The sequence below is a fragment of the Gaetbulibacter sp. S0825 genome, assembly GCF_011777505.1.
GTDB lineage: Bacteria > Bacteroidota > Bacteroidia > Flavobacteriales > Flavobacteriaceae > Pontimicrobium.
On the sequence record NZ_JAATJT010000001.1, the window covers coordinates 12,469 to 38,072 of the forward strand.

25 protein-coding genes are annotated in these 25,604 nt (G+C 32.4%); 17 read left to right on the top strand and 8 right to left on the bottom strand.

The window, feature by feature from the left end:
* The first annotated feature begins 212 nt into the window (after positions 1-212).
* Genes HB672_RS00055 through HB672_RS00070 form a run of 4 tightly spaced genes read left to right on the top strand, consistent with a single transcriptional unit; the run spans position 213 to position 4,853 of the window.
* On the top strand, positions 213-1,670 hold the full coding sequence (locus HB672_RS00055) for a serine hydrolase domain-containing protein (RefSeq protein WP_167605689.1): 1,458 nt from the start codon (positions 213-215) through the stop codon (positions 1,668-1,670).
* Positions 1,663-2,184: a pyridoxamine 5'-phosphate oxidase family protein gene (locus HB672_RS00060; protein ID WP_167605692.1), complete on the top strand. Its 522-nt coding sequence runs from the start codon at positions 1,663-1,665 to the stop codon at positions 2,182-2,184. Before HB672_RS00055 ends, HB672_RS00060 begins: the two co-directional genes overlap by 8 nt.
* Before the next feature lie 23 nt (positions 2,185-2,207).
* Positions 2,208-3,800, top strand: coding sequence for an NAD(P)/FAD-dependent oxidoreductase (locus tag HB672_RS00065; protein WP_167605695.1), 1,593 nt, complete (start codon positions 2,208-2,210; stop codon positions 3,798-3,800).
* Between the two features lie 9 nt (positions 3,801-3,809).
* Positions 3,810-4,853, top strand: a complete 1,044-nt coding sequence (locus HB672_RS00070; protein ID WP_167605698.1) for an SMP-30/gluconolactonase/LRE family protein — start codon at positions 3,810-3,812, stop codon at positions 4,851-4,853.
* Between the two features lie 54 nt (positions 4,854-4,907).
* Here the strand turns inward: HB672_RS00070 and HB672_RS00075 are convergent, their stop codons facing one another.
* The 3 genes from HB672_RS00075 to HB672_RS00085 all read right to left on the bottom strand — a co-directional run bounded on the left by HB672_RS00075 (position 4,908) and on the right by HB672_RS00085 (position 7,227).
* Positions 4,908-5,414 (bottom strand): hypothetical protein, encoded by a 507-nt coding sequence (locus HB672_RS00075; protein ID WP_167605701.1) that lies wholly within the window; start codon positions 5,412-5,414, stop codon positions 4,908-4,910.
* Between the two features lie 150 nt (positions 5,415-5,564).
* Complete coding sequence (locus HB672_RS00080) at positions 5,565-6,389, bottom strand: alpha/beta fold hydrolase (protein WP_167605704.1); 825 nt, start codon at positions 6,387-6,389, stop codon at positions 5,565-5,567.
* The gene (locus HB672_RS00085) at positions 6,349-7,227 is read right to left on the bottom strand and encodes an alpha/beta fold hydrolase (protein ID WP_167605707.1); all 879 of its coding nucleotides are present in this window, start codon (positions 7,225-7,227) and stop codon (positions 6,349-6,351) included. The genes HB672_RS00080 and HB672_RS00085 overlap by 41 nt, the downstream gene beginning before the upstream one ends.
* Before the next feature lie 189 nt (positions 7,228-7,416).
* Between HB672_RS00085 and HB672_RS00090 the strand changes: the two genes are divergently transcribed.
* The 3 genes from HB672_RS00090 to HB672_RS00100 all read left to right on the top strand — a co-directional run bounded on the left by HB672_RS00090 (position 7,417) and on the right by HB672_RS00100 (position 11,616).
* Positions 7,417-8,406, top strand: a complete 990-nt coding sequence (locus HB672_RS00090; RefSeq protein ID WP_167605710.1) for a hypothetical protein — start codon at positions 7,417-7,419, stop codon at positions 8,404-8,406.
* 118 nt (positions 8,407-8,524) lie between these two features.
* Positions 8,525-10,996 (top strand): zinc-dependent metalloprotease, encoded by a 2,472-nt coding sequence (locus HB672_RS00095; protein WP_167605713.1) that lies wholly within the window; start codon positions 8,525-8,527, stop codon positions 10,994-10,996.
* A 143-nt stretch (positions 10,997-11,139) separates the two neighbouring features.
* Entirely contained in the window at positions 11,140-11,616 is a 477-nt protein-coding gene (locus HB672_RS00100) for a hypothetical protein (protein ID WP_167605716.1), read from the top strand.
* A gap of 62 nt (positions 11,617-11,678) precedes the next feature.
* On the opposite strand, the gene HB672_RS00105 is transcribed toward HB672_RS00100, so the two are convergent.
* Genes HB672_RS00105 through HB672_RS00115 form a run of 3 tightly spaced genes read right to left on the bottom strand, consistent with a single transcriptional unit; the run spans position 11,679 to position 13,720 of the window.
* Positions 11,679-12,485: a glucosaminidase domain-containing protein gene (locus HB672_RS00105; RefSeq protein WP_167605719.1), complete on the bottom strand. Its 807-nt coding sequence runs from the start codon at positions 12,483-12,485 to the stop codon at positions 11,679-11,681.
* Entirely contained in the window at positions 12,478-13,392 is a 915-nt protein-coding gene (locus tag HB672_RS00110; RefSeq protein ID WP_167605722.1) for a pyridoxal-phosphate dependent enzyme, read from the bottom strand. Before HB672_RS00110 ends, HB672_RS00105 begins: the two co-directional genes overlap by 8 nt.
* Positions 13,382-13,720, bottom strand: coding sequence for a hypothetical protein (locus HB672_RS00115; protein WP_167605725.1), 339 nt, complete (start codon positions 13,718-13,720; stop codon positions 13,382-13,384). The genes HB672_RS00110 and HB672_RS00115 overlap by 11 nt, the downstream gene beginning before the upstream one ends.
* A gap of 48 nt (positions 13,721-13,768) precedes the next feature.
* On the opposite strand from HB672_RS00115, the gene HB672_RS00120 reads away from it, so the two are divergent.
* The 3 genes from HB672_RS00120 to HB672_RS00130 all read left to right on the top strand — a co-directional run bounded on the left by HB672_RS00120 (position 13,769) and on the right by HB672_RS00130 (position 16,587).
* Positions 13,769-13,936 (top strand): DUF5522 domain-containing protein, encoded by a 168-nt coding sequence (locus HB672_RS00120; RefSeq protein WP_167605728.1) that lies wholly within the window; start codon positions 13,769-13,771, stop codon positions 13,934-13,936.
* Between the two features lie 14 nt (positions 13,937-13,950).
* The gene (locus tag HB672_RS00125; RefSeq protein WP_167605731.1) at positions 13,951-15,936 is read left to right on the top strand and encodes a urocanate hydratase; all 1,986 of its coding nucleotides are present in this window, start codon (positions 13,951-13,953) and stop codon (positions 15,934-15,936) included.
* Between the two features lie 105 nt (positions 15,937-16,041).
* Positions 16,042-16,587, top strand: a complete 546-nt coding sequence (locus HB672_RS00130; protein WP_167605734.1) for a DUF4136 domain-containing protein — start codon at positions 16,042-16,044, stop codon at positions 16,585-16,587.
* Between the two features lie 38 nt (positions 16,588-16,625).
* On the opposite strand, the gene HB672_RS00135 is transcribed toward HB672_RS00130, so the two are convergent.
* Together HB672_RS00135 and HB672_RS00140 are read right to left on the bottom strand one after the other, a co-directional pair.
* Positions 16,626-17,720 carry an ABC transporter permease gene (locus HB672_RS00135; RefSeq protein ID WP_167605737.1) on the bottom strand — a complete coding sequence of 365 codons (1,095 nt, stop codon included), beginning with the start codon at positions 17,718-17,720 and terminating at the stop codon, positions 16,626-16,628.
* Between the two features lie 4 nt (positions 17,721-17,724).
* Positions 17,725-19,947 (bottom strand): carboxy terminal-processing peptidase, encoded by a 2,223-nt coding sequence (locus tag HB672_RS00140; RefSeq protein WP_167605740.1) that lies wholly within the window; start codon positions 19,945-19,947, stop codon positions 17,725-17,727.
* Positions 19,948-20,101: 154 nt separating this feature from the next.
* Between HB672_RS00140 and surE the strand changes: the two genes are divergently transcribed.
* The 7 genes from surE (at position 20,102) to HB672_RS00175 (ending at position 25,536) form a co-directional block, all read left to right on the top strand.
* Positions 20,102-20,881 (top strand): 5'/3'-nucleotidase SurE, encoded by a 780-nt coding sequence (surE, locus tag HB672_RS00145; protein WP_167605743.1) that lies wholly within the window; start codon positions 20,102-20,104, stop codon positions 20,879-20,881.
* On the top strand, positions 20,871-21,152 hold the full coding sequence (locus HB672_RS00150; protein ID WP_167605746.1) for a hypothetical protein: 282 nt from the start codon (positions 20,871-20,873) through the stop codon (positions 21,150-21,152). The genes surE and HB672_RS00150 overlap by 11 nt, the downstream gene beginning before the upstream one ends.
* 4 nt (positions 21,153-21,156) lie before the next feature.
* On the top strand, positions 21,157-22,272 hold the full coding sequence (lpxB, locus tag HB672_RS00155) for a lipid-A-disaccharide synthase (RefSeq protein WP_167605749.1): 1,116 nt from the start codon (positions 21,157-21,159) through the stop codon (positions 22,270-22,272).
* Positions 22,273-22,282: 10 nt separating this feature from the next.
* Positions 22,283-23,713, top strand: coding sequence for a hypothetical protein (locus HB672_RS00160; protein ID WP_167605752.1), 1,431 nt, complete (start codon positions 22,283-22,285; stop codon positions 23,711-23,713).
* 3 nt (positions 23,714-23,716) lie between these two features.
* On the top strand, positions 23,717-24,427 hold the full coding sequence (locus HB672_RS00165; RefSeq protein ID WP_167605755.1) for a glycosyltransferase family 2 protein: 711 nt from the start codon (positions 23,717-23,719) through the stop codon (positions 24,425-24,427).
* Between the two features lie 12 nt (positions 24,428-24,439).
* Positions 24,440-24,934 (top strand): methyltransferase domain-containing protein, encoded by a 495-nt coding sequence (locus HB672_RS00170; RefSeq protein WP_167605758.1) that lies wholly within the window; start codon positions 24,440-24,442, stop codon positions 24,932-24,934.
* A gap of 68 nt (positions 24,935-25,002) precedes the next feature.
* On the top strand, positions 25,003-25,536 hold the full coding sequence (locus HB672_RS00175) for a C40 family peptidase (RefSeq protein ID WP_167605761.1): 534 nt from the start codon (positions 25,003-25,005) through the stop codon (positions 25,534-25,536).
* Positions 25,537-25,604 lie beyond the last annotated feature (68 nt).

Sequence of the window (25,604 nt, forward strand, 5' to 3'; positions counted from 1 at the left end):
CTATGTATTACACAATAGTAAATTAACAAATTTTAACTATTTAAAAGCATATACTAAGGCCAAAACAACAAATAATTAAATCACATTAAGATTATAGAATTACATAATTATCATCCTAAACTTGTTTCAATACCACATCGCATATAAAAAAGGAAGCGCCATGTTGCTTCCTTTTTTTGTATTTTTAAGCATCTATCACTAAAACAATCATTATGCGTAAAATTTCTCTATTATTAATCTTATTTGTTATACTCTTTACTTGTAAAGAAGAACCACAAGAAAATAATGATAAGGACATAACTATTATAGAAAATGGTCTATTAAAAGGCATACAGGTAAAAGGAGCAACTCCTGAAACTTTCAATATAGAAGAACGCATGAAAGCTCATAATGTTCCTGGAGTAAGTATTGCAGTTATAGAAAATGGTAAGTTAAAATGGGCAAAAGGTTATGGTTATGCAAATACAAACACCAATCAAAAAGTGGATGTGCATACTTTGTTTCAAGCAGGTTCTATTAGTAAGCCAGTTGCTGCATTAGCTGCTTTAAAACTTGTTGACGAAGGTATATTGGATTTAGATGCAGATGTAAGCACTTATCTTAAAAGCTGGAAATTACCAGATTCAAAATTTACAGAAATTGAAAAAGTGACTCTTAGACGTTTACTTACGCATACTGCTGGCATGACCGTACATGGGTTTCCTGGTTACACTCAAAAAGATTCATTTCCAAGTATTAATGCCGTTTTAAATGGAAAAGGGAATACTCCTGTTATTTATGTTGATACCATACCAGGTAGTATATGGAGATATTCTGGAGGTGGTTATACCGTTATGGAAAAAATAGTAGAAGATGTGAGTGGATTACCTTTAGAAGACTTCATGGCTAAAAATATTTTACCACAAATGAATATGACCAATAGTACATATAGCCAACCAATAAAAGAAAGCATGCAAAATAATATAAGTGCTGCTTATTATGGTGACGGAAAAATTATTGAAGGGCTTTGGCATAATTATCCTGAGCAAGCGGCGGCTGGATTATGGACCACACCTTCCGATTTATCAAAATATCTTATTGAAATACATAATATATATGAAAATGGAACTAAAGGAATTCTTTCAAAACACATGGTTACTCAAATGCTAACAAAGGACAAAAATAATTGGGGACTTGGACCCTCTTTACGCGAAAATGATAATGCCTTAATTTTTGGACATGGAGGTAAAAACGCAGGCTTTACAAACGATATGATGGCTTTTGCCAAAAGTGGCGATGGCGTTATAGTAATGACAAGCGCTGACAATGGCGGAAGGCTTATTGGTGAAATTCTCCGTTCGGTTTCTAGATATTATGATTGGGGAACACACAACCCAAGAGAAGTTAACATCGTAAAAATACCTAACGATGAACTTGAAAAATATACAGGAAAATATCTTTTAGACTTTCAAGTACCAAACATTGGAGATTATATTATTGATGTAACAATAGTAGATGGTAAAATTCGTGCTATAGACCCAGATAATGAAGTGAATTTATTTACACCAACTGAAAAAACAAAATTTATAGATTTAGATAAAGGTGATCGCATTGAGGCAAAAACCGACGACTCAGGAAACATTAGTTTTCTATTAAATGGTCAATATAATTTTAATAAAATAAATGAGTAAAAAACTAATAGTTGTTATTTCTATTTTATCCTCAATATATGGGTGTGCTCAGCAAAATAAAATAGCTAAAAACAATGACTCAAAATTAATTAGTGCTGCAAAAGAAATAATGCAGAGCGCTAAAACTTGTGCGCTGGTTACAATAGATGATAAAGGAAGTCCAAGGGTAAGAACTATGGATCCATTTACTCCTGAAGACGGTTTAATCGTTTGGTTTGGGACCAACAGCAGTTCAAGAAAAGTAAAGCAAATACAAGAAAATCCTAATGTGACTTTATACTACGAAGACGTCGATAAAAAAGGTTATGTAATGATACATGGCATTGCAAACATAGTAAATGATAATACCGAAAAAGAAAAACATTGGAAACCAAAATGGAAAGATTTTTATCCTAATTATCCAGATGATTACTTATTAATTAAAGTATCGCCTAATTGGATGGAAATTGTTAGTGAAACACGAGGCATTTTAGGAAACCCTAAAACTTGGGAACCACAAAGAGTTACATTTTAATCCTCAAAGGCAATTCAATAAACATGATACAATCGTACAAACAAAATCCAACTCTTGAAGAAAAGTATGACACAATAATCATAGGTTCAGGGATGGGAAGTTTAACTTGTGGTGCCATTCTAGCAAAAGAAGGTCAAAAAGTATTAGTCCTAGAGCAGCATTATACGGCTGGTGGTTTTACTCATGTTTTTAAGCGTAAAGGATACGAATGGGATGTTGGTATTCATTATATTGGCGAAGTAGGTCGCCCAAAAAGTGCTGTGAAAAAATTATTTGACTATATCACGAATGCAGAATTGAAATGGGCTGATATGGGAGATGTATATGATCGAATTATAATTGGTGATAAATCTTATGATTTTGTAAAAGGTACTGCCAATTTTAAAGCTAAACTTATCTCCTATTTCCCAGAAGAAGAAAATGCTATTACTGAATACATTAAACTCGCATTTGAAGCAAATAAAGCAAGTAGAAAGTTTTTTATGGAAAAAGCAGCTCCTAAATGGATAAGTAATCTTTTTGGTGGCTTCATGCGTAAATCATATCTAAAATATGCTAACCAAACCACGCATCAAGTTTTAAGTTCCTTAACCACCAATCAAGAACTAATAAAAGTGCTTTCAGGGCAATATGGCGATTATGGCTTACCTCCTAAACAAAGTAGTTTTGTGATGCATGCAAGCGTAGTAAGACATTATTTAAGTGGTGGTAATTTCCCTGTTGGAGGCTCTTCTCGAATTGTTGCAACTATAGATCCAGTAATTGAATCTGCTGGCGGAATCATATTAGTTAAAGCTGAGGTTGATGAAATTATCATAAAAAACAATACTGCTATTGGTGTGAAAATGACTGATGGAAAAGTTATAAATGCCAATAATATAATTAGTGGTGCAGGAATAATAACTACCTATAATAAACTCTTGCCCAAACAAGAATTATTAAAACATAATCTTAAAAATAAACTACAAAAAGTAACCCCTTCAGTAGCTCATATATGTTTATACATTGGATTAAATGGCACGCCAGAAGAACTAAATTTATCAAAAACTAATTTATGGATTTACCCTGATGATGGTGATCATGATTTATGTGTTGAGCGCTATTTAAATGACAATGATGCTCCTTTTCCGTTAGTTTATATTTCATTTCCTGCTGCTAAAGATCCAGATTGGAACAATCGCTATCCAGGGAAAAGCACCATTGATGTGCTTACACTAATGCCTTATGAGTTAGTTGAAAAATGGGAAAATAGTAAATGGATGAAACGTGGTAATGAATATGATATTTTTAAAGAAAAATTATCACAGCGGCTTTTAAAGATTCTTTTTGAGCATGAACCTCAACTGGTTGATAAAATTGATCATTACGAACTTTCCACGCCATTAACCACAAAACATTTTGTGAATTACGACAAAGGAGAAATTTATGGTTTAGATCATACACCAAAACGTTATCATCAACGGTTTCTTCAGCCAAGAACACCTATTAAAAATTTATACCTTACTGGACAAGATATTGTAACCGCTGGAGTTGCAGCTGCATTATTTTCGGGTGTTTTAACTACGTCTGCGATGATAGGAAAAAATTTAATAAAAAAGATTATGGCTAAAAATTAATCTCTGATTATGAAAAAATCTGTAAAAATTTTAATCATCTTCGTTCTTCTCATTGTTATTTTTGTTGCTTATACTTTTATTTCAACAGGTTATTTTAGAACTATTGAAAACACTTTTAATGGTAGCATTGTTAAACAAATTAACCTTCCAGGAGCTGAAGACATAACTATTAGCCACCAAGATAGTTTTGCAATCATATCATCAACAAAAAGAGGCATGTATCCTCCCAAAGAAAACGAAATTGGTGGCTTATATTTTATGGATTTAAAGAATCAAGAATTCAACGTTATTCCATTAACATCTTCTTTTAATAAACCGTTTGCACCTCATGGTATTTCATTAAAAAAACTTAATAGCTCCTATAAAATTATGGCAATTAACCATACGTTGTCTGGGCATTCTATTGAGGTGTTCAATCTTAAAAACAAAACTTTAACACATGAAGAAACTTTGAAAGATGAGTCAATGATAAGTCCAAATGATGTTGTTATGATTAACGATAATACGTTTTATTTTACCAACGACCACAAGTACGCTGAAGGTTTTGGGAGGCTTACCGAAGATTATATAGGACGCTCTTTATCCAACGTTATCTATTTCGATGGAACATCTTATAGAGAAGTTGCTAATGGAATTGCATATGCCAATGGTATTAATTATGATGCAAAACGCAATTTGCTTTTTGTTGCTTCACCTAGAAAATTTCTAATCAAAGTTTACAATGTGTTAACTGATGGTTCATTAGAGTTTATTGAAGATATTGATTGTGGAACTGGAGTCGATAATATTGAATTCGATAAAGAAGGACAATTGTGGGTTGGAGCTCATCCTAACTTGTTGAGATTTACGTCTTATGCTAAAGGAAAAAAGGAGTATTCTCCTTCAGAAATTATTAAAATTGATTATAGAGGAACAAATGATTATTCAGTAGAAATCATTTACCTTGAAGATGGTAAAACCATGTCTGGCTCAACTGTGGCTGCTCCGTTTGACAAATATATACTTACGGGAAATGTAATGGATGATACTTTCTTACTGCTTAAACAAAAATAAAAAAGCCAGCACAATGTGCTGGCCTGGGATCTTTATTAATAATCTTTGGCAAAATTAATAAAGACTCACTACTATATTTTCTTTTTCACATTTCATTCCTCTATAAGGATTAAATCCTCTTGGTAAATATTTACTTGTGTCAAATCCAAGTTCAATCTCCTCTTCAATTTCTACTATTTCAATTTTTGACCAATCAATATCATTTTTTCCTTCTAATGCATTAAAATTTTCAGGTAGATATTGCGCTGTATCAAAATCTATTTCAATAGTTTCTTCAATCTCAACTAATTCAATTGTAGACCAATCGATATCGTTTTTCCCTTCTAAAGGATTAAAATCTTCTGGCAAATACTTTTTTGTATCAAAATCGATATATACTTCTTCTTCAATTTCATAAACCTCAAAAAGACTTTCGTCTGTGTCACTTTCAAAAAGTGTAGCTTCAAGGTTTATTTGTACTAACGTTTTATAATTTTTTTTAGTATTATCGGGACTCATTCCAGATAATGCACTAGCATTGGTTGCTATAAATACTGCTAATAATAAGATTAATCGGTTCATAATATTTTTGGTTTTTTTGTTTTGTTTTTATACTCTATTGACGTTTAAAAAACCAAAACGTTACTGGTATTTAGAAATGTTTAACACATTTAAATCCTTTTTAATTCTTTTTTAAGAATAGTAGTTTGAAATGTTAATTTTTTAAGACAATTATTGTAGAATCTCTTTGATAAGTTTATGATACTCATCAAACTCATTTAGGTTATTGTGACCTCCGTTTTCTATAACTGTAAAGGTCGTTTTGTCTTTTGGTGATTCTTTGTGCAATTTTTCTCCACTGCTAAAAGGCACAACAAAATCATTTGTACCATGAATTATTGAAATGGGACATTTAGCATGTTTAATATGTTGGTTGTTTTGCAACCTGTATTTAAGCAGATTCTTAATAGGAAATATTGGAAACCGTTTTTTGGCAACATCTTCAATATTATAAAAGGGAGATTCTAAAATTAGTTTTTTTGGATTTTTTATTGATGCCATTTTCGTCGCCATTGCAGACCCTAATGAACGTCCATAAACAATAATATGTTCTTCGTTCCAAAATTGTTCTAAATGCTCATAGCATACTTTTGCATCATTATATAATGCTTCTTCACTCAAAACACCCTTGCTTTTCCCATAAGTTCTATAGTCCATAACATAAACATCATAATCCATGGCCACTAAGTACTCAACAATCTTACTCCATCGTTGTAAACTTCCAGCGTTTCCATGAAAATATAATATTGCTCCTTTCGGATTGTTTGCCTTTATGTGCAAAGTATTTATAACACCATTATTTGGTGTGTCTAGAAAATACTCGTCATACTCATAAGCTAATTCATACGTATAATCTAGAGGCAACGTTTCTGGTAAAAACAAAAATTTCTCTTGTAATACATAAAGGGCAGTTCCAACCATAATATAAAGCCCTAAAAGAATTAGAGCGAATTTTTTAAGCTTTTGCTTTAGATTTTTTGGACGAGTGTATGACATTTATACTTGTTGTTGAAAAATCGATATCTACTGGTTTCGAATTAATGATTTCTTCAATCATTTTATGGTAAGACTCAAAATTATTCAAATTTTTATGCCCTCCACCAATTACTGTGTGTAATTTAGTTTGTTTGGGATTAACTTGAGATAGCTTAACACTAGATTTATAAGGAATTAACTTATCATGAGTACCGTGAATAATATGAATTGGACACTGTACGTATTTTAACCATTTGTAAGTTGGTAAAGGATATTTCATTAACAATGACAAAGGCATAAAAGGCATATAACGCCCAGTAACTTTAGTTAAACTGTAATATGGCGCATCCAATATTAAAAGTCTGGGATTATTAATGGACGCTAACTTAGCTGCGAAGCCTGAACCTAACGAACGACCATACAAAATAATATGCTCCTCTGGAGTTCGCTCTTTTAACTTATTATAAACTTCTTGCAAATCTCTTTTAATCGCTTTTTGCGAACGTCTTCCTGTGCTTTTACCAAATCCTCGATAGTCAACCATAAACACACTGTAATCATGTCGTGTAAAATCTACAGCAAATTTCCCCCAACCTTTAATACTTTTAGAATTTCCTTTTAAATACAGTACAATACCTTTTGGCTGATTTTTACTTTTAAATAGCAGCCCATTTATTTTGGCGCCATCACGTGTTTCTAGAAAGTATTCTTTAGTGTCTTGGTTTTCGTAAGCGAATTGAAAATCCTTATCTAGCTTTTCTGGTTTAAACAACAAATAATCTTGTAAATAATACAAGGCTATACTTATCACGATATACGCAACAAGAATAATCAAAACAATTTGCAACCAATAAGGCATTTTTAATAATTTCTATACAATATATGAAATTTCAATCTATGATATGATTAATACACCACTACTCATTAAACATAAGGTTTGAGTCAAAACAAAGTAGATTTACAGTAAATATTGACAGCATATCGGTTTTTTTAGGGCTTTTTATGGCATTTTTATTATTTTCCGCATCTATTATTAAAACCCAAATTAATGAAACGCCTTATTATTGCCTTAGTGGTAACTTCACTTTTTACGTCATGTTTAAATGATTCGGATGATTATGTAGTATTACAAGATGATCCAATTATTGCTGAGTTTTTACCAAACCTTTCTCAATTAAACCTGTTTATAGGAGATTTAAACACATTAACCGTAAACTCCAATATGTTTAAATATGAGTTAAATACTGAGTTATTTACGGATTACGCACATAAATTAAGAATTATTGGACTTCCAGATGGTACTGCATTGCAGTATGAAGATGATGGGTTTCCAATATTTCCAACAGGAACACTTATTGCAAAAACGTTTTATTATAATTTAGATGAAACCAACCCAGGCTCTGAACAACAAATTATTGAAACACGTGTACTTATTAAAGAAGAAACTGAGTGGACTATTGGAAACTATGTATGGAACGAAGAGCAAACCGATGCTGTTTTAGATACAAATGAGCATCAAGTGAAAGTGGATTTTGTAAATAGTGAAGGTGAAGATGTTGAAGTAAACTATATTGTTCCTAGTGCAAACGATTGTATAAAATGCCATAGCAACAATAATAATGTAACCCCAATTGGCCCAAAATTGCGCACTATGAATTTTAACATAAATAGCATTAACCAATTACAGCAGTTTATAGACAATGGCCAACTAATAAATGCTCCTAACCCTGCAGAAATTGTTGCGTTACCAAACTGGAAAGATGACGTGAATTATAGCTTAGAAGAACGTTCACGTGCTTATTTTGATATTAATTGTGCGCACTGCCATACAGCTGGAGGTTTTTGTGAATTTCAATCTACTTTAGATTTAGCTTTTGAAACCGATTTTAATGACACGAATATCTTTCAAAGACGCTTTAGTATTTCTAATAGAATGAGCAATTATACTCCAGGAACTAGCATGCCTCTTATTGGCACAACCATGGTACATAGTCAAGGCTACAATTTAATTCAAGAGTATTTAGATTCTTTAGATTAATTCCCTTAAGGTAATACATCAATTTTTTAGTTAAATAAATACTAATATTTGTTAACAAAAAACAAGGATTTGTTTAGTATTTGCTATTTTCACCTACTAAACCAAAAATCTAGATAAATTGAAACATTCTATTAAAGTGTTACTATTAGCTTTAACGCTAATTGTATCTTCATGTAACACATCAAAAAAAGCAGCTGAAGCTGAAGCTGCAAAAAAGGCAGCAGCAGCGAAAAAAGCAGCTTCAACACCAAAACCTAAAAAAGGCGATATTCAGCCTTATAGTAAAGTAGTTACCAAAGACGCTAAAACAGACGATGGTCTTTTTAAAGTCCATAAAATTGATGGAAAATATCTATATGAAATTCCAGACTCTCTCTTAGGAAGAGAAATGTTGGTTGTTTCTAGAATTGCTAAGAACACATCTAATAATAGAAATTTTGGCGGGCAAAAAGCAAATACGCAAGTATTGCGTTGGCAAAAAAAGGATAAGCAAATTGTTGTTCGTATAGTATCGCACAGTATTGTTGCAGATGAAGACAAACCTGTTCACGAAGCTGTTGTAAACTCCAATTTCGAGCCTGTTTTGTATACCTTCCCAATTAAAGCTTTTAACGACGATAAAACAGCTACAGTTATTGATGTAACAGAATTATATAGTACTGATGTTAAGGCTTTAGGATTACCACAGTACCTTAGAACTAGCTACAAAATAAGTAGATTAGACTCCAAAAAATCTTTCATTGAAAGTGTGAAAAGTTATCCTATTAACATTGAAGCTAGACATGTAAAAACATATGTAGCTAATGCCGCACCTTCAAATAGTTCTACAGGAACAGTATCTGTAGAAATGAATACTTCTATGCTATTATTACCAAAAGAGCAAATGAAAAGACGCCACTTTGATGAGCGTGTTGGATGGTTTGCTAGATCTCAAGTCGATTATGGTCTTGAAGATCAAAAAAGCAAAAGAGTGACCTATTTGAATCGTTGGAGACTAGAAGTAAAAGATGAAGATATTGAAAAATTTAAGCGTGGCGAACTAGTTGAGCCTAAAAAACAAATTGTTTATTATATAGACAGAGCGACACCAAAAAAGTGGCGTAAATACATCAAGCAAGGTATTGACGACTGGCAAGTAGCTTTTGAAGCCGCTGGATTTAAAAATGCCATTATTGGAAAATATCCTCCAACCGTTGAGGAAGATCCTGAGTGGACACCTGAAGATGCTCGTTATTCAGTAGTGCGATATTTGGCATCTCCAATTCCTAATGCCAATGGACCTCACGTTGCAGATCCTCGTTCGGGCGAAATATTAGAGTCAGATATTAACTGGTATCATAATGTTATGAGTTTATTACAAGGTTGGTTCTTTGTTCAAACGGCGGCTATAAATCCAGAGGCACAAATGGTTGGATTTAAAGACGAAGTAATGGGTGAGCTTATCAAGTTTGTATCTTCACATGAAGTTGGACATACTTTAGGATTGCCTCATAACATGGGAAGTAGTAGTGCTTACAAAGTAGACGATTTACGTGATCCAGCCTTTACACAAAAATATGGTACAGCGCCATCTATAATGGATTATGCACGTTTTAATTACGTAGCACAACCAGGAGACGAAGGCGTTGCATTAATGCCAAATATTGGTGTTTATGACAAACATGCAATTCGATGGGGATATCGTCCAATTTTAGATGCAAAAACACCTTACGATGAAAAAGCAACTTTAGATAAGTGGATTTTAGACCATGCTGATGACCCAATGTATCGTTTTGGTCAATTAAATGGTATTGATCCATCCGCTCAAACAGAAGATTTAGGGGACGACGCTATTAAAGCGAGTAATTATGGTATTGCTAACTTAAAACGTATTGTTCCTAAATTAATAGAATGGACTTCTAAAGATGGTGAAACTTTTGGAGATTTATCTGAAATGTATGGTCATGTTGTATCTCAATACAATCGTTACATGGGACATGTAACTACAAATATTGGTGGTGTTTATAAACATACAAAGACTGCTGATCAAGCTGGAGATGTATTTACACAAGTAGATAAGGGATATCAAAAGGATGCATTGGCATTTTTAAATAACGAGTTGTTTAAGACACCAACTTGGTTAATTGATGAAGCTATTATCAAGAAAACTGAATTTAATGGTGTTACAGAACGTATTAGAGGTATTCAAGCAAGAACATTAAACAACGTACTAAACCTGACTAGAATGATGCGTATGATTGATAATGAAACGCTAAATGGTTCTGATGCTTACACGTTAACATCATTGATGACAGATTTACGTAATGGTATTTGGTCAGAAGTACGTTCAGGAAGAAATATAGACACTTACAGAAGAAATCTACAACGTGCTCATGTTGAAAGATTGGCAACATTAATGAATTCTAATGACATAAGAGGTTTTAGAGGAACCGTTACTGTAAAGCAATCTGATATTCTTCCAGTAGTTCGTGGTGAACTAAATAGAATTAAGCGTCTAGCTCAAAGTGGGGTTAATAGAGGAAGTACCTTAACTAGATATCATTTACAGGATATCGTTGAGCGTATTGATGCAATTTTAGATCCTAAATAGTTTTTATATAATACATAATCATAAAAAGGCTTCCATATTGGAAGCCTTTTTTATTTCTGTTAATACATAGTTAAAAATAAATGTTCTATTAAACCATTTAGAATCATCTAGGTCTTAACAGTATAACATCAATAATTAAAAAAATGAAAAAGATAATTTTAATTGCAATTGCACTTGTAAGTTTACAAGGCATAGCACAAGAAAGACAAAGAGAGCAAAGAAAGGATTTTAAAAAGCAACGTTCACAAGCTCTAAAAGACTTAACGCCTGAACAAGCAGCAACACTTCAAACCAAAAAAATGACGCTGCATTTAGATTTGTCCGAAGCACAACAAAAAGATATTTACAAGTTAAATTTTGCGAATGCTAAAGAACGTCAGGCTAAAATGAAAGCTGCAGAGAAGATGAGGGAAAGTGGTGAAAAGCCATCAAAAGAAGCTCGTTATGGTTTAATGAATGAGCGATTGGATAAGCAAATAGCTCAGAAAAAACAGATAAAATCTATACTTACTAAAGAGCAATTTGAAAAGTTTGAAAAAGGTTCTAAACAGAAGAAAATGAAACAACGCAAACAGCAAAAACAGCGTGGAAAGTCTAAACAAAGATTCAAAAAATCTTAGTTTATTTGATTGGTTAGTTAGAAAAGCACTGCTTTAGGCAGTGCTTTTTTTTATGTTTTATTTCAATTGCCTTCTTTAGATAGAACATTTAGCACTTGACCAACATTCAATTCTGTTCCATTTAAATTATTAAGTGATTGAAGTTCTTTAACACTTATGTTGTGCTTTTTTGAAATGGAATACAACGTGTCTCCTTTTACCACTGTGTATGTAGCTATTATATATTCTTTCTTAGCTTTTCTATGTCGCTTTGAAGCTTTATCATCAAATTTATAAAGCTGGTAACGTTCTATAAGGCTTATGAGTTTTTCTGGATACTTTCTATCTGTTGCATAACCTGCTTTTCTTAATTCTTTTGCCCAACCTTTATAATCGTCTTTGTCTAATTCGAATAATTTAGCATAACGTTTTCGATTTGCTAAAAACTCTGAATGGTCTCTAAATGAGGTATTAGCATCTCTATATTTTCTGAAGCATTCTTGAGCTCTATCGTCGTCATGAAAAATTTTAGCACCTTCCCAGTCATGACATTTTATTCCAAAATGATTATTTGCCTTTACTGCCAAACGACCTCTCCCAGATCCAGACTCCAAAATACCTTGAGCCAATGTAATACTTGCTGGAATGCCATATTGCTTCATTTCGGCAATAGCAATATCTTTGTAAAAAGCAATGTAATCATCGGTAGATTTAATAACTGGAGCTTTAGTAATTGTTTTAGGTTCAGTGACAATTTCTTTTTCCTTTTTTGGTATTGATCTAATATCGGTCTTTTTAATTCTAGTATCTACATTCCTAGCCGATTTTTTCCTCGAACCACAGCTTACTATAAAAATACTTAGAGCGAGTATTAATATTATTCTATTCATTAATCAATGGTAATTCTTTGTCTATTAATCTTTTATTCATTCCAGAAATGCCTTGTAAACCTCCTGTGTGAATTACTAATATCTTAGAGTTTTTCTTAAAATAATTAGCTTCAATCATTTTAATAACGCCAAACATTAGCTTTCCAGTATAAACAGGATCTAAAGGAATGTTATACTCTTGGTTAAATTGATTTATAAAATCAATTAACTCCTTATTAACTTTGGCATAACCTCCAAAATGATAATCGGTAATTAATTCCCAATTATTCTTGGTTACAAATTTACTAATATTGGTTGATAAAAAATCACCTTTTAAGGCTGGAAATCCTAAAATTTTCTGGTGAGATTTAGATACATTTATAAGCCCTGAAATAGTACCTCCAGTACCAACTGCACAGCATATATAATCAAATGCCAAATCCTCTTCGTTTAATATTTCTTCGCAACCTTTAACGGCTAATAGGTTTGTACCTCCTTCAGGAACCAAGTAAAAATCATTAAATTCTTCTTTTAAAACTTCTAAAAACCTTTCATTTTCTTTGTCTCTATAAGAACTCCTAGAGACAAACTTGAACTGCATACCTTGAGCTTTAGCAAAACGCAACGTTGGATTTTCGTTTATTTTATCTGCCAATTCTTCACCTCTTATTATGCCTATGGTTTTAAAACCAAATTCATTTCCAGCGGTAGCAACAGCTGCTATATGGTTTGAATATGCGCCTCCAAAAGTGAGTAACGTATCATATTCTAACTTTCGAGCTTCTTCTAGATTGTATTTTAGCTTTCGGTACTTATTTCCAGAAATAAATGGATGAATTTTGTCTTCCCTTTTTATGAATAACTCAACATCATATTCATTAGGGAATTCATTTTTTTGATTGACACTGAGCTCTAAATCAAAACTCATTGGTTCTAAAATAGGTTATAAAAGCCCAGAGCTTTCTAGTTTTTAGATAGTCTAAATTGGTTTCGTTAAGATAGCATTCGCGCTCAAAAGAAATGTTTCTATAAGCAGTTTTCCAATCTCTATATTGTAATAATCTCATTAAAAACTCAATAACATAAATAATATAAAAAGGAATTACCAATAACTCAAGTTGCTGTCGTAAATGGATACGTTCATGATTAATTAACGTCATATCTGTTTTCAATCTTCGGTATTTTAAAAACACAAAAGGATAAATAGTAAGTCCTGTATATCCTTTTGGAACTAAGTATTTCGAGATTAAAATCATAGATATTGCACTAAAAAATCAATCAAATTTACGTTATCTTTGTGACTTATGAAGGAGTTTGTCCCAATTGAAGAAGGAGATTACTATTTAACACCAGAAGGCTACCGTTGTTTTACTGAACAATACCACCTTAAAAGAGGATATTGTTGCGAAAGTGGATGCCGACATTGTCCTTATGGTTTTAACAAAAAAACAGGAACAATAAAAAAAAAGTAAAGTCAGAAACATCTATGACATTTAGCGACCAAATATTAGAAGGAATTCCTAAGGTTTTACCTCAGCCAAAACCGTATGACAGCTCAATAAATCATGCGCCTAAACGAAAAGATATTCTTTTGGTAGATGAAAAAAAATTAGCCATTAGAAATGCACTTCGTTATTTCGAAAAAAAACATCATGCTACACTTATTCCTGAATTTAAAAACGAACTAGAGACCTATGGTCGTATTTATATGTATCGTTTGCGTCCAGATTATAAGATGTATGCAAGGCCAATTGATGAGTATCCTGCTAAATCTAAACAAGCTGCGGCCATTATGTTAATGATTCAGAATAATCTAGATTATGCGGTGGCACAACATCCACACGAACTTATTACGTATGGTGGTAATGGTGCTGTATTCCAGAATTGGGCACAATACAGATTGACTATGAAGTATTTGGCTGAAATGAATGATGAGCAAACATTAGTCATGTATTCGGGTCACCCAATGGGGTTATTCCCTTCACATAAAGATGCACCAAGAGTAGTGGTTACTAATGGTATGATGATTCCTAACTATTCAAAACAAGATGATTGGGAAAAATTCAATGCGTTAGGTGTGACACAATATGGGCAAATGACAGCAGGAAGCTATATGTATATTGGCCCACAAGGGATTGTTCATGGTACAACGATTACTGTGTTAAATGGCTTTAGAAAAATTAAAAAAGAACCTAAAGGCAATCTGTTTGTGACTTCTGGACTAGGTGGAATGTCTGGAGCACAACCAAAAGCAGGAAATATTGCAGGATGCATAACCGTTTGCGCTGAAGTTAATCCAAAAATTACGCAAGTACGATTAGACCAAGGTTGGATTGATGAAAAAATAACAGATTTAGATGAGCTGGTTGCTCGCGTAAATAAGGCTAAGGAGAATAAAGAAACCATTTCGTTGGCTTATTTAGGAAACGTTGTTGATGTCTGGGAGAAATTTGATGAAACCAATATTTACATCGATTTAGGAAGCGATCAAACTTCACTACACAATCCTTGGGCTGGTGGTTATTATCCAGTTAGTTTATCATTTGAGGAGGCCAATGAAATGATGGCAAATAATCCTGAATTGTTTAAAGAAAAAGTTCAAGAATCTTTACGTCGTCATGCAGTTGCTATTAATAAGCATACAGTAAAAGGCACTTATTTCTTTGATTATGGAAATGCCTTCTTATTGGAAGCTTCTCGTGCTGGAGCAGATATTATGGCCGAAAACGGTATAGATTTTAAATACCCTAGCTACGTTCAGGACATTATGGGGCCAATGTGCTTTGACTATGGCTTTGGACCATTCCGATGGGTTTGTGCCTCAGGAAAACCTGAAGATTTAGAAAAAACAGATGCGATTGCCTGTGAGGTTTTAGAAGAAATTAAAAAGGATTCTCCTAATGAAATTCAACAGCAAATGGCTGATAATATCCAATGGATTAAAGGTGCTCAAGAAAACAAACTAGTAGTAGGTTCACAAGCAAGAATATTGTATGCTGATGCTGAAGGACGCATGAAAATAGCAACTGCTTTTAATAATGCTATTGCAAAAGGTGAGATAGGTTACGTGGTTTTAGGTCGTGATCACCATGATGTATCAGGAACAGATTCGCCATACAGAGAAACATCCAACATTTATGATGGCTCACAGTTTACAGCAGATATGGCTATACACAATGTAATAGGTGATAGCTTTAGAGGTGCTACTTGGGTAAGTATACACAATGGAGGTGGTGTAGGTTGGGGAGAAGTAATAAATGGAGGATTTGGTATGGTTCTTGATGGTACTAAAGATGCCGAAAGGCGTTTAAAATCAATGTTATTCTGGGATGTAAACAACGGTATTTCCAGACGAAGTTGGGCAAGAAATGAGGAAGCTGTGTTTGCGATAAAACGAGCTATGGAAATGGAGCCTAATTTAAAAGTCACACTTCCAAATAATGTTGATGATAATTTGTTGAATACATTTTAACCATTAAGCCCAAGTGGGCATTTAAAATATTTGCTATGGTATTTTTTACGCTCACAATAGTTATTATTAATGGTTATTGATATATAAACTAAAAAAATTGAACAAATGAAAAAGTTAATCAAAGTATTACCAGTATTGATGATTGCTTTTCTGATGACATCTTGTACATCAGTAAGAGTAGCATCTGACTATGACCGAAATGCAAATTTCAATACGTATAAGACATTTGCGTTTTTTAAGGATGGTATTGACAAAGCCGAAATTAGCGATCTCGATAAGCGAAGAATCCTAAGAGCTGTAGAAGCTGAGTTATTAGCCAAAGGGTTTACAAAATCTGAAAATCCAGATTTATTAGTCAGTATTTTTACTAAATCGAGAGATAAAGTAAATGTTTATAACAATGGTTGGGGTCATTATGGTTATGGCTGGAACTGGAGTCCTTGGTATTGGAATAGCTATAGAGGCACTACAGTTTCAAGATCCACAGAGGGCACTTTGTTTGTGGATTTAATAGATGCTAATAAGAAAGAGCTCGTTTGGCAAGGTATGGGAACTGGAAATATTTCGCAAAACATGAAGCATAAAGAAGAGCGTATTAAAGAATTTGTTGCTAAAATCATGGAGAAGTACCCTCCTGAAATGGAACAATAAATATTATAAAAAAGCACCCTTTTTGGGTGTTTTTTATTTTAACTTTTCACATCCAAAGCATCACGTAATGTATTACCAATAAGCATAAACGCCATAACCAAACTCATAATACATAATCCTGGGATTAGAGCTAAATAGGGTTTACCAAGAATAATATAATTATAGTGGTCTTTAATCATAGCTCCCCAACTTGCCATAGGCGGTTGTGCACCAATACCTAAAAAACTCAAACCACTTTCAATTAAAATAGCAGCGGCGAAATTAGCTGCCGAAATCACAATAACTGGCGCCATAATATTAGGCAGAATATGTTTGGTAATAATCCTAAAATCATTATACCCTAAAGCTCTTGCTGCCGTAACATATTGCATTTCCTTAACACCAATTATTTGCCCTCTTACGACTCTTGCTACTTCTACCCACATGGTGAGTCCAACAGCAATAAATACTTGCCAAAACCCTTTGCCAAGTACTAAAGTAATGGCTATCACCAAAAGCAGTGTTGGTATAGACCATGTTACATTGATAAGCCACATAATAATAGCATCAACTTTTCCACCAAAGTAGCCTGCAAGACTCCCTAGTAAAATCCCTATGACTAACGATATAAACACAGCTACAAAACCTATAAAGAAAGAAATTCTAGCACCAACTAGAATACGACTAAAATAATCACGCCCATATTTATCTGTTCCAAAAACAAATGTTTTCTCCTTAATATAATCTTCAACATTACCTTTTGGGAATATGTTTAGTGGTAAGGTTTTTATTTGACCTACTAAACCATCAGATGCATATTTGGTATAATTTAAAACGTTGTTTTCAATGTTAAAATTAGATATTGGAATTTCTTCAATTTGATTTATTTCACCAAAGAATAGTTTATCCAAGAAAGATTGTTTCGATATGTTTTCTAAAGTCAAGGATAACATAGTCACTTTAAAACCAGGCTTTTTTGAGTGAATGGATAAATGCATTTGGTTGGCATTTTGAGAACTATCGGGCGCAATTACATAGGCGAACACTGAAATTAAACCCACCAAAACTATAAACCAAAAACTTAAAACGCCCCAAAAGTTTTTTTTAAACTTTTGGAGCGCTAAACTGGTTAATGAGTTACTGGTTTTACCCATTAAATTAATTTTTTATAGTCGTAGCTAATTTAGTTTTTACTTCGTAAGACATTTTTAAATCATTAAGTACATTAAGTGCTTCTTCGATATAAACGTCGCTACTTAAACTTTGATGCCAACGATCTCGCTTCATTTTAAGTGTAGAATCTTGTGCCATTAAGGCTAATTCGTAAGGCAATGAATTAAAGGTTAGGTTAGTTTTATAATCAGCTAACTTATTAAAACGTTTTGCCTCATTCTCATTGGTGTCTAGTTGAGCCTTATAGTCTTGGTAATTTAATGGATAATAGTCATTGTCTCTTATTTTCTTGATCCATTTGGCATTTTCGTCAATTAACTTGAGTTGTTCACTTTGTGCCATACGTTCTTTACTTCTTTTAATGGTGTCATCATAATCAAAGTAATTACCCCAAGTATCGTAAGTAGCTGCTTGAATTTTATCCCAAGGTAATGGGTTGTCTTGATCCTTTTCACCTATGTCAATATAACTATAACGATCTGGTACTACCACATCGCTTTCAACACCCTTTAATTGTACCGAACCACCATTAATACGATAGTATTTTTGAATGGTAAGCTTGATAGCTCCCATATCGCCATTGGTATTGTTTCTAACAAACCTATTTAAATCAACAACTCTCTGTACAGATCCTTTACCAAAAGTATGTTTGCTACCAATAACTATGGCACGCTTATAATCTTGTAATGCAGCGGCCATAATCTCTGATGCAGATGCTGAATTCTCATTTACCAAAATTACTAATGGCCCATCCCAAGCTATAGATCGATCACGGTCACTTAAAACCTCAGCAGGCTCACCAGTAGTACGTACTTGCACAACAGGACCTTCTTTAATAAAAAGTCCAACCATATCTATTACAGCTCTTAAAGATCCTCCTCCGTTATTTCTTAAATCGATTACAAGGCCTTGCATACCCTCAGCTTTCAAACGTTCTACTTCTTTCTTAATATCACTTGCTGAATTTCTCGCATTCTTGTCATTAAAATTATCATAAAATCCAGGTAAATTAATGACTCCAAAGGTTTTGTTATTCTTTTTTACAGTAGAAGATTTTGCATAAGTTTCTTCTAGCTCTATAACATCTCTTGGAATTGATAAATCTTCAATCGTACCATCAACTTTTTTCAATGTTAAAATAACGTTAGTTCCTTTTGGGCCTTTTATATACTTTACAGCATCTCCAGACCTCATTCCTACAACGTTTACACCTTCTTCCTCATCTTCTTGTCTAACTTTTAAAATGGCATCACCAACTTCTAGTTTGTTTTGCCTCCAGGCCGAGCCTCCTGATATAAGCTCGGTAATCGTGATGTAATCACCTTTTTGTATTAATCTTGCTCCAATACCTTCGTATTTCCCCGTCATTCTTACATCAAAATCTTCTCTCTCTTCAGGTGCTAAATAATAAGTATGTGGGTCAAACTCTCTTGCTATAGTATTAATATAAACTGTGAAATAATCATTACGCTCTCTTTCACCAATAAAAACATAAAGTTCATCAAGTAAACGTAAAGTTGTTTCACGTGCTTCTTGCTCTAATTCAGTATCAGATTTGACAACAAATTTTTTATCACTGTCTTCATTAAAAAACTTTTCTAACTCAACATCAGTTAAAGTTTTAATTTCTTCTTCACTTAAATCGCTTATTTCTTTTTTTCTTTTGATACCAGCTTCTTGTTCTAAAACAAGGTCATGGTAATTAGCAATGGTCGAAAACTTTAATTGATGTCTCCATCGCTCTTTCATTTCTTTTTTAGAGGATACATAGCTCAAATCTTCGTAATCGGCTTTAAAAACTTTATCTTCATTGAAATCAAAAGGGTTTTTTAAAACTTCTTGGTAAAGTTCTTGTGATTCAGCCATACGTTTTAATAAACGCTCGTGAGTTAAATTGAAAAACGAAACATCGTAAGCCATGATTTGATCGTCAAGTTGTGTTTTGAATTTTTCAAACTCCTTTATGTCAGACTCATAAAAATAACGCTTAAAGGGATCTATTTGATTTATGTATTCATCAAAAATTGCTTCCGAAAAATTATCATTTATATCTTTGGGTTGAAAATGACCTTGCTCTAATACCATGGTAATTAATTCCATAAGAGCTTTGTCCTTATCGGTATCATCATCTATAGTTTTTGTAGTAAAACTGCATGACGCAAAAGCCAATAGTAACGTAAGTAGTAAAATATTATAATTCCTTTTCATTTTTCTTTCTTTTTGGGTGAAATTTTTATCTAAATTAAAGAAAAAATTATGCCAATATTGTGTTCTGGTACTAATTTTTTGTTAAACAGTATAAAATAAGATATTTCGAGCGAATTTATTTACTTTTGTAAATCAAAATTACGCAGCTAAAAATATGCAAAAAAAACCACTTATTCTTGTTACAAACGATGATGGTATTACGGCTCCAGGTATTAGAACTTTAATTAAAGTTATGAATACTATTGGCGACGTTGTTGTTGTGGCGCCAGATAGTCCGCAAAGTGGAATGGGTCATGCCATAACTGTTGATGCTACTTTACATTGCAGAAAAGAACATATTGATGATGGTCCACAAATAGAATATAGCACTTCTGGAACGCCAGCTGATTGCATAAAACTAGCAAGACACGAAATTTTAGATAGAGTGCCTGATATTTGTGTTTCAGGGATTAATCATGGCTCAAACTCTTCAATAAATGTAATTTACTCAGGAACTATGAGTGCTGCAATAGAAGCTGGAATAGAAGGCATTCCTGCTATTGGCTTTTCGTTGTTAGATTATAATTATGATGCAAGTTTTGCGCCTAGCGAAGATTTTATTAAAACAATTACGCTTAATGTATTGAACAATGGTTTGCCAAAAGGTGTGGTTTTAAATGTAAATATTCCCAATTTATCTAAAAAGGCAATTAAAGGAATTAAAATTTGCAGACAAGCTAAAGCGAATTGGGTAGAAAAGTTTGATAAACGCCAAAACCCTCAAGGTAAAGATTATTATTGGTTAACTGGAGAATTTGTAAATTTAGACAAAGGTGAAGATACTGATGAGTGGGCTTTAAAAGAAGGCTATATTTCGGTAGTTCCTGTACAATTTGACATGACAGCTCACCATTTCATACAACAATTAAACTCATGGTCTTTTAATGAAGAATAAAGATATTATTATTGGCATACTAGTTGGACTAGCTGCTAACGCTATTGGCTTATATTTTGCAGCAATGTTTTTAGGAAAAGGAGACGATCCTTTTACAGTTATTAAAGCTGCAAATACTGAAGGGTTTTTAGGCAAATTAGTGAGTCTTGGTGCTATTGTAAACCTTGGAGCTTTTTTTGTTTTTATAAAAAAGAAACAAGACCATCGTGCTAAAGGTGTGCTTTTAGCCACTGTTTTAATTGCTGTTTTTACGTTTGTGATTAAATTGTAAATACATGAAGTACTACATTATTGCAGGAGAAGCTTCGGGAGACTTACATGGAGCTAATCTAATGAAAGCAATCCAACACCAAGATGTGAACGCTGAGTTCAGGTTTTGGGGAGGAGATTTAATGCAAAATGTTGGAGGTACTTTAATTAAGCATTACAAAGAATTGGCTTTTATGGGTTTTATCGAGGTTATTATGAACCTTAGAACCATCACTAAAAATCTTAGATTCTGTAAGCAAGATGTTGAAAGCTATAATCCTGATGTGATTATATTTATTGATTATCCTGGATTTAATTTGCGTATAGCTAAATGGGCAAAAGCCAAAGGTTTTAAAACACATTATTATATTTCGCCACAAATTTGGGCATGGAAAGAGAATAGGATACATCCCATAAAAAGAGATATTGATAAAATGTATGTGATTCTTCCGTTTGAAAAATCATTTTATGAAGACAAACACAACTTTCCTGTAGAATTTGTTGGTCATCCATTAATTGATGCAATTTCGGATAGAGCTCAAGTTGATTTATATGATTTTAGAGCAGAGCATGGATTAAGCAACAAACCAATTATCGCTTTATTACCAGGAAGTAGAAAACAAGAAATTACAAAAATGCTTTCTATAATGCTGAGTGTGGTTGAAAATTTTAAAGATTACCAATTTGTTATCGCTGGTGCACCTAGTCAAGATTATAGTTTCTACCAACAATTTATTAAAAAAGCTAATGTCCATTTTATAAGTAATAAAACGTATGATTTACTTAGTGTGTCCAAGGCTGCTTTGGTAACTTCTGGGACAGCAACCCTAGAAACGGCTTTGTTTAAAGTTCCTCAAGTAGTGTGTTATAAAGGCTCATGGCTGTCTTATCAAATAGGAAAACGTTTAGTGAAGCATATTAAATATATTTCACTGGTGAATTTAATTATGGACAAGGAAGTTGTTACTGAGCTTATCCAAAATGAATGTAATACAAATCGCTTAAATAAGGAGCTACAAAAAATCCTAGATGATTATGAACGCTCTAAGTTTTTTATAAGCTATTACGAACTTGAAAAAAAGCTTGGAGGAAAAGGTGCGAGCGAGAAGGTTGCACAATTAATTTTTAATTCTTTAAATTAACTTACTATTATTGAAAGCATATAATTTTAAACAAAAAAAAATCATCTCAGCACTAATTATTTGTTTTGCTGCTTTTTTGAGTTTAATTAGCATTCATAAAGGACATAACTGGGGAGGTGATTTTTCTTTATATATTTCGCAAGCAATTTCTTTAACAAATGGAGAAACAACTAGTCTTTATTTTGAAAATAAGGCGTCTATGGATGCTTCTGAGGCCATTTTAGGACCTTATCTTTATCCTCAGGGCTTTCCAATTTTATTAAGTTTTGTGTATTTAATTTTTGGATTAAATTTTGTTGCTTTCAAGTTACTATGCGCCTCATTTTTTATAGCTTCTTTAATCATTATAATTAAAATTTTCAAAGCTTCTAAAACACCTTTTATATACTTGTTTATTTTAATTGCTATAGGTTTTAATTACAAATACTTAACCTTTTCAGATAATGTCTTATCTGATTTTCCATTTATGTTCTTTTCTTTATTAAGTATATATCTAATAGACAAAAAAAGCACTTCAATTCGTTATCAATTAATTCTGGGAAGTACAATTCTTTTTGCTTACATGATTCGTGATATAGGTATATTATTACTGTTTACTCTATTTTTTCACCAATTATCTAAAGGCATATTTAATAAAAGAACAAAATGGATTACGTTGTTTCCATATTTTATTTTCATTACCGGATTTGTTTTATTAAAACTAAACTCGCCCAACATTTCAGACAATCTTTTAAGCTATTTGATTGAAGGGATGTCTTTAAAATCTTTACAAATCAACAGTATTTATTATGCCGAATTATTAGGGCATTTTATCTTTCCGTTAAAGATAAGCTTCCATCTATATATTGGCATGGTTTTTATTATACTTACTGCAATAGGAATGTATATATATAGAAAAAAATACGTGCATTTTATTGTTTATAGTCTAATAACTATAGGAATTTATATTATTTGGCCATCTCAACAAGGACTTAGATTTTTATTTCCAGTTTTGCCTTTTTTGTTGTTTTTCTTTTTTGAATGTTTAGTTGAGATATTTAAAAAATTACGTCTTTTAAAATACCTAACTCCAATATGCTTAATATATCTAGTTATACTTTCAATTGGGAATATTAATAAAACTTTAGAGCTATCTAAACCTCATCCAAAAAATTATGCATTAAATGCAGCAAGTAGCGAAATGATGGATTTTTACAATTACATTAAGCAAAACACCGATAAGCAAGACTTAATTGTTTTTTTTAGACCGAGGGTTTTACGTTTATTTACAGGCAGGAATGCTATATTTACCACATCATATCATGGTGTATTAGCCTCTAATGCCAATTATGTTATAGAAAATAAAAATGATCCAATTAGTAATAAACCAAAGAATAACAACAAACTCGAATTAGTTTGTGACACACAATTTCTCAACTTTTATTTAGTAAATAAAAATTAAATTTTGAACAAAACACTTTCAATAATAATACCAGCATATAACGAAGAACATACCATTTCTGAAATTATATCGAGATTAAATGATGTTGAACTCATTGGAGGTATCAAAAAAGAAGTAGTTATTATAGATGACTGTTCTACTGACAGAACCCAGTATTTTATTTTAGAAAACATTAAAAAACATCCTCATTTACGAATACAATTTTATAAAAAAGATAAAAATCAAGGAAAAGGATCTGCGTTACATTTAGGGTTTGAAAAGGCGTCTGGAGATTTTATAGTAGTTCAAGATGCTGATCTAGAATATGATCCAAACGAATACAATTTATTATTAAAACCGCTTCTAGATAACTTAGCCGATGTTGTATATGGCTCGAGATTTATTGGAGGAAATCCTCATAGAATTCTTTTTTTCTGGCACTCAATAGGCAACAAATTCTTAACAACAATATCAAACATGTTTAACAATTTAAACTTAACCGATATGGAAACGTGTTATAAAATGTTCCGCTCAGATATTATTAAGAATTTAACTCTTAAAGAAGAACGCTTTGGTTTTGAACCCGAAGTTACAGCAAAAATAAGTAAGATTAAAGGGATAAGAATTTATGAGATTGGAATATCTTATTATGGTAGAACCTACGAAGAAGGAAAAAAAATAGGTTGGAAAGATGGTTTTAGAACATTGTATTGTATCTTAAAATACAGCTTTTAACTTTCAAAAATTATGATAGATAACTCAATGTTCTTTGAAAGGTTTTTACAGAACTATCGATTTAAAAAAGTTAAAAAATATCTTATAGGTGATGTTTTGGATTTTGGCGGTAATGAAGGGGAGCTTAAAAAATTTGTGAAAGGAAAATATCTTGCTATAAATTATGACCATTCAAAAATGGAAGCTACAAAATGGGACACTATTACTAGCTTAGCTGTTATAGAGCATATAGAATATGAAGAAGTGTTTGAGATTCATCAAAAATTTAAAACATTATTGAAACCTAAAGGAAGAATTTTTCTTACAACTCCAACAAAAATAGCCAAACCAGTTTTAGAGTTATTAGCATTTTTAAATGTCATTGATAAAACAAACATTGGCGAACACAAACATTACTGGAATAAAAAAGAAATATATTATCTCGCTGAAAAAACAGGATTTACGGTTTCTAAATATAGAAAATTCCAGTTTGGCTTTAACCAATTTGCTATTCTAACACACAAATAGTTATTCTATAGAAAACGGTTTTAGTTAATTATAATTCTTTAAATTAGCATCGATTACATATAGTGTTTATGCGATTTTTGCCCCTAATTTTAATACTTCTTATAGGTTTTACATCTTGTAAATCTTCAAAACTTGCGACTAAAAACAAGAGCGAGTCCATTGCAAAAACGCATCAGCCAAAAAAAAGTAAGAGAGCTACTAACACAAGTTTAGAAAGCGTAAAAGCAGAAAACATTGTTGATTATGCTCAGCAATTTGAAGGTGTTAGGTATAAGTACGGAGGCACTACAAAAAGAGGAATGGATTGTTCTGGGCTTATTCAAACTTCATATAAAAGCGAATCTATATTACTACCAAGAACAACTAATGATTTAGCTAAAACTGGTGATTGGATAGATTTAAAAGAAGTAAAAAAAGGTGATTTACTCTTTTTTGCAACCAAGAAAAACAGCAGAAAAGTGAATCATGTTGGTATAGTAACCTATGTGAATAAGGATGATATAGAATTTATTCATGCCTCTACTAGTAAAGGCGTTATTAACTCAAAATTAAAAGAACATTATTGGTATTTTGCCTTTGTGCAGGCAAGACGTGTTTTGTAAGATTTTTATTATCTTGCATAGATGCAATTGCTTAATTTCAAGGTAATTAAACTGACTATCTGTTTAAT

Excerpts from the sequence above, each read along its gene's own strand:
- HB672_RS00055 (WP_167605689.1), top strand. The coding sequence starts at position 213 with ATGCGTAAAATTTCTCTATTATTAATCTTATTTGTTATACTCTTTACT.
- HB672_RS00060 (WP_167605692.1), top strand. The coding sequence starts at position 1,663 with ATGAGTAAAAAACTAATAGTTGTTATTTCTATTTTATCCTCAATATAT.
- HB672_RS00065 (WP_167605695.1), top strand. The coding sequence starts at position 2,208 with ATGATACAATCGTACAAACAAAATCCAACTCTTGAAGAAAAGTATGAC.
- HB672_RS00070 (WP_167605698.1), top strand. The coding sequence starts at position 3,810 with ATGAAAAAATCTGTAAAAATTTTAATCATCTTCGTTCTTCTCATTGTT.
- HB672_RS00075 (WP_167605701.1), bottom strand. The coding sequence starts at position 5,414 with ATGAACCGATTAATCTTATTATTAGCAGTATTTATAGCAACCAATGCT.
- HB672_RS00080 (WP_167605704.1), bottom strand. The coding sequence starts at position 6,389 with ATGTCATACACTCGTCCAAAAAATCTAAAGCAAAAGCTTAAAAAATTC.
- HB672_RS00085 (WP_167605707.1), bottom strand. The coding sequence starts at position 7,227 with ATGCCTTATTGGTTGCAAATTGTTTTGATTATTCTTGTTGCGTATATC.
- HB672_RS00090 (WP_167605710.1), top strand. The coding sequence starts at position 7,417 with ATGAAACGCCTTATTATTGCCTTAGTGGTAACTTCACTTTTTACGTCA.
- HB672_RS00100 (WP_167605716.1), top strand. The coding sequence starts at position 11,140 with ATGAAAAAGATAATTTTAATTGCAATTGCACTTGTAAGTTTACAAGGC.
- HB672_RS00105 (WP_167605719.1), bottom strand. The coding sequence starts at position 12,485 with ATGAATAGAATAATATTAATACTCGCTCTAAGTATTTTTATAGTAAGC.
- HB672_RS00110 (WP_167605722.1), bottom strand. The coding sequence starts at position 13,392 with ATGAGTTTTGATTTAGAGCTCAGTGTCAATCAAAAAAATGAATTCCCT.
- HB672_RS00115 (WP_167605725.1), bottom strand. The coding sequence starts at position 13,720 with ATGATTTTAATCTCGAAATACTTAGTTCCAAAAGGATATACAGGACTT.
- HB672_RS00120 (WP_167605728.1), top strand. The coding sequence starts at position 13,769 with ATGAAGGAGTTTGTCCCAATTGAAGAAGGAGATTACTATTTAACACCA.
- HB672_RS00125 (WP_167605731.1), top strand. The coding sequence starts at position 13,951 with ATGACATTTAGCGACCAAATATTAGAAGGAATTCCTAAGGTTTTACCT.
- HB672_RS00130 (WP_167605734.1), top strand. The coding sequence starts at position 16,042 with ATGAAAAAGTTAATCAAAGTATTACCAGTATTGATGATTGCTTTTCTG.
- HB672_RS00135 (WP_167605737.1), bottom strand. The coding sequence starts at position 17,720 with ATGGGTAAAACCAGTAACTCATTAACCAGTTTAGCGCTCCAAAAGTTT.
- HB672_RS00140 (WP_167605740.1), bottom strand. The coding sequence starts at position 19,947 with ATGAAAAGGAATTATAATATTTTACTACTTACGTTACTATTGGCTTTT.
- surE (WP_167605743.1), top strand. The coding sequence starts at position 20,102 with ATGCAAAAAAAACCACTTATTCTTGTTACAAACGATGATGGTATTACG.
- HB672_RS00150 (WP_167605746.1), top strand. The coding sequence starts at position 20,871 with ATGAAGAATAAAGATATTATTATTGGCATACTAGTTGGACTAGCTGCT.
- lpxB (WP_167605749.1), top strand. The coding sequence starts at position 21,157 with ATGAAGTACTACATTATTGCAGGAGAAGCTTCGGGAGACTTACATGGA.
- HB672_RS00170 (WP_167605758.1), top strand. The coding sequence starts at position 24,440 with ATGATAGATAACTCAATGTTCTTTGAAAGGTTTTTACAGAACTATCGA.
- HB672_RS00175 (WP_167605761.1), top strand. The coding sequence starts at position 25,003 with ATGCGATTTTTGCCCCTAATTTTAATACTTCTTATAGGTTTTACATCT.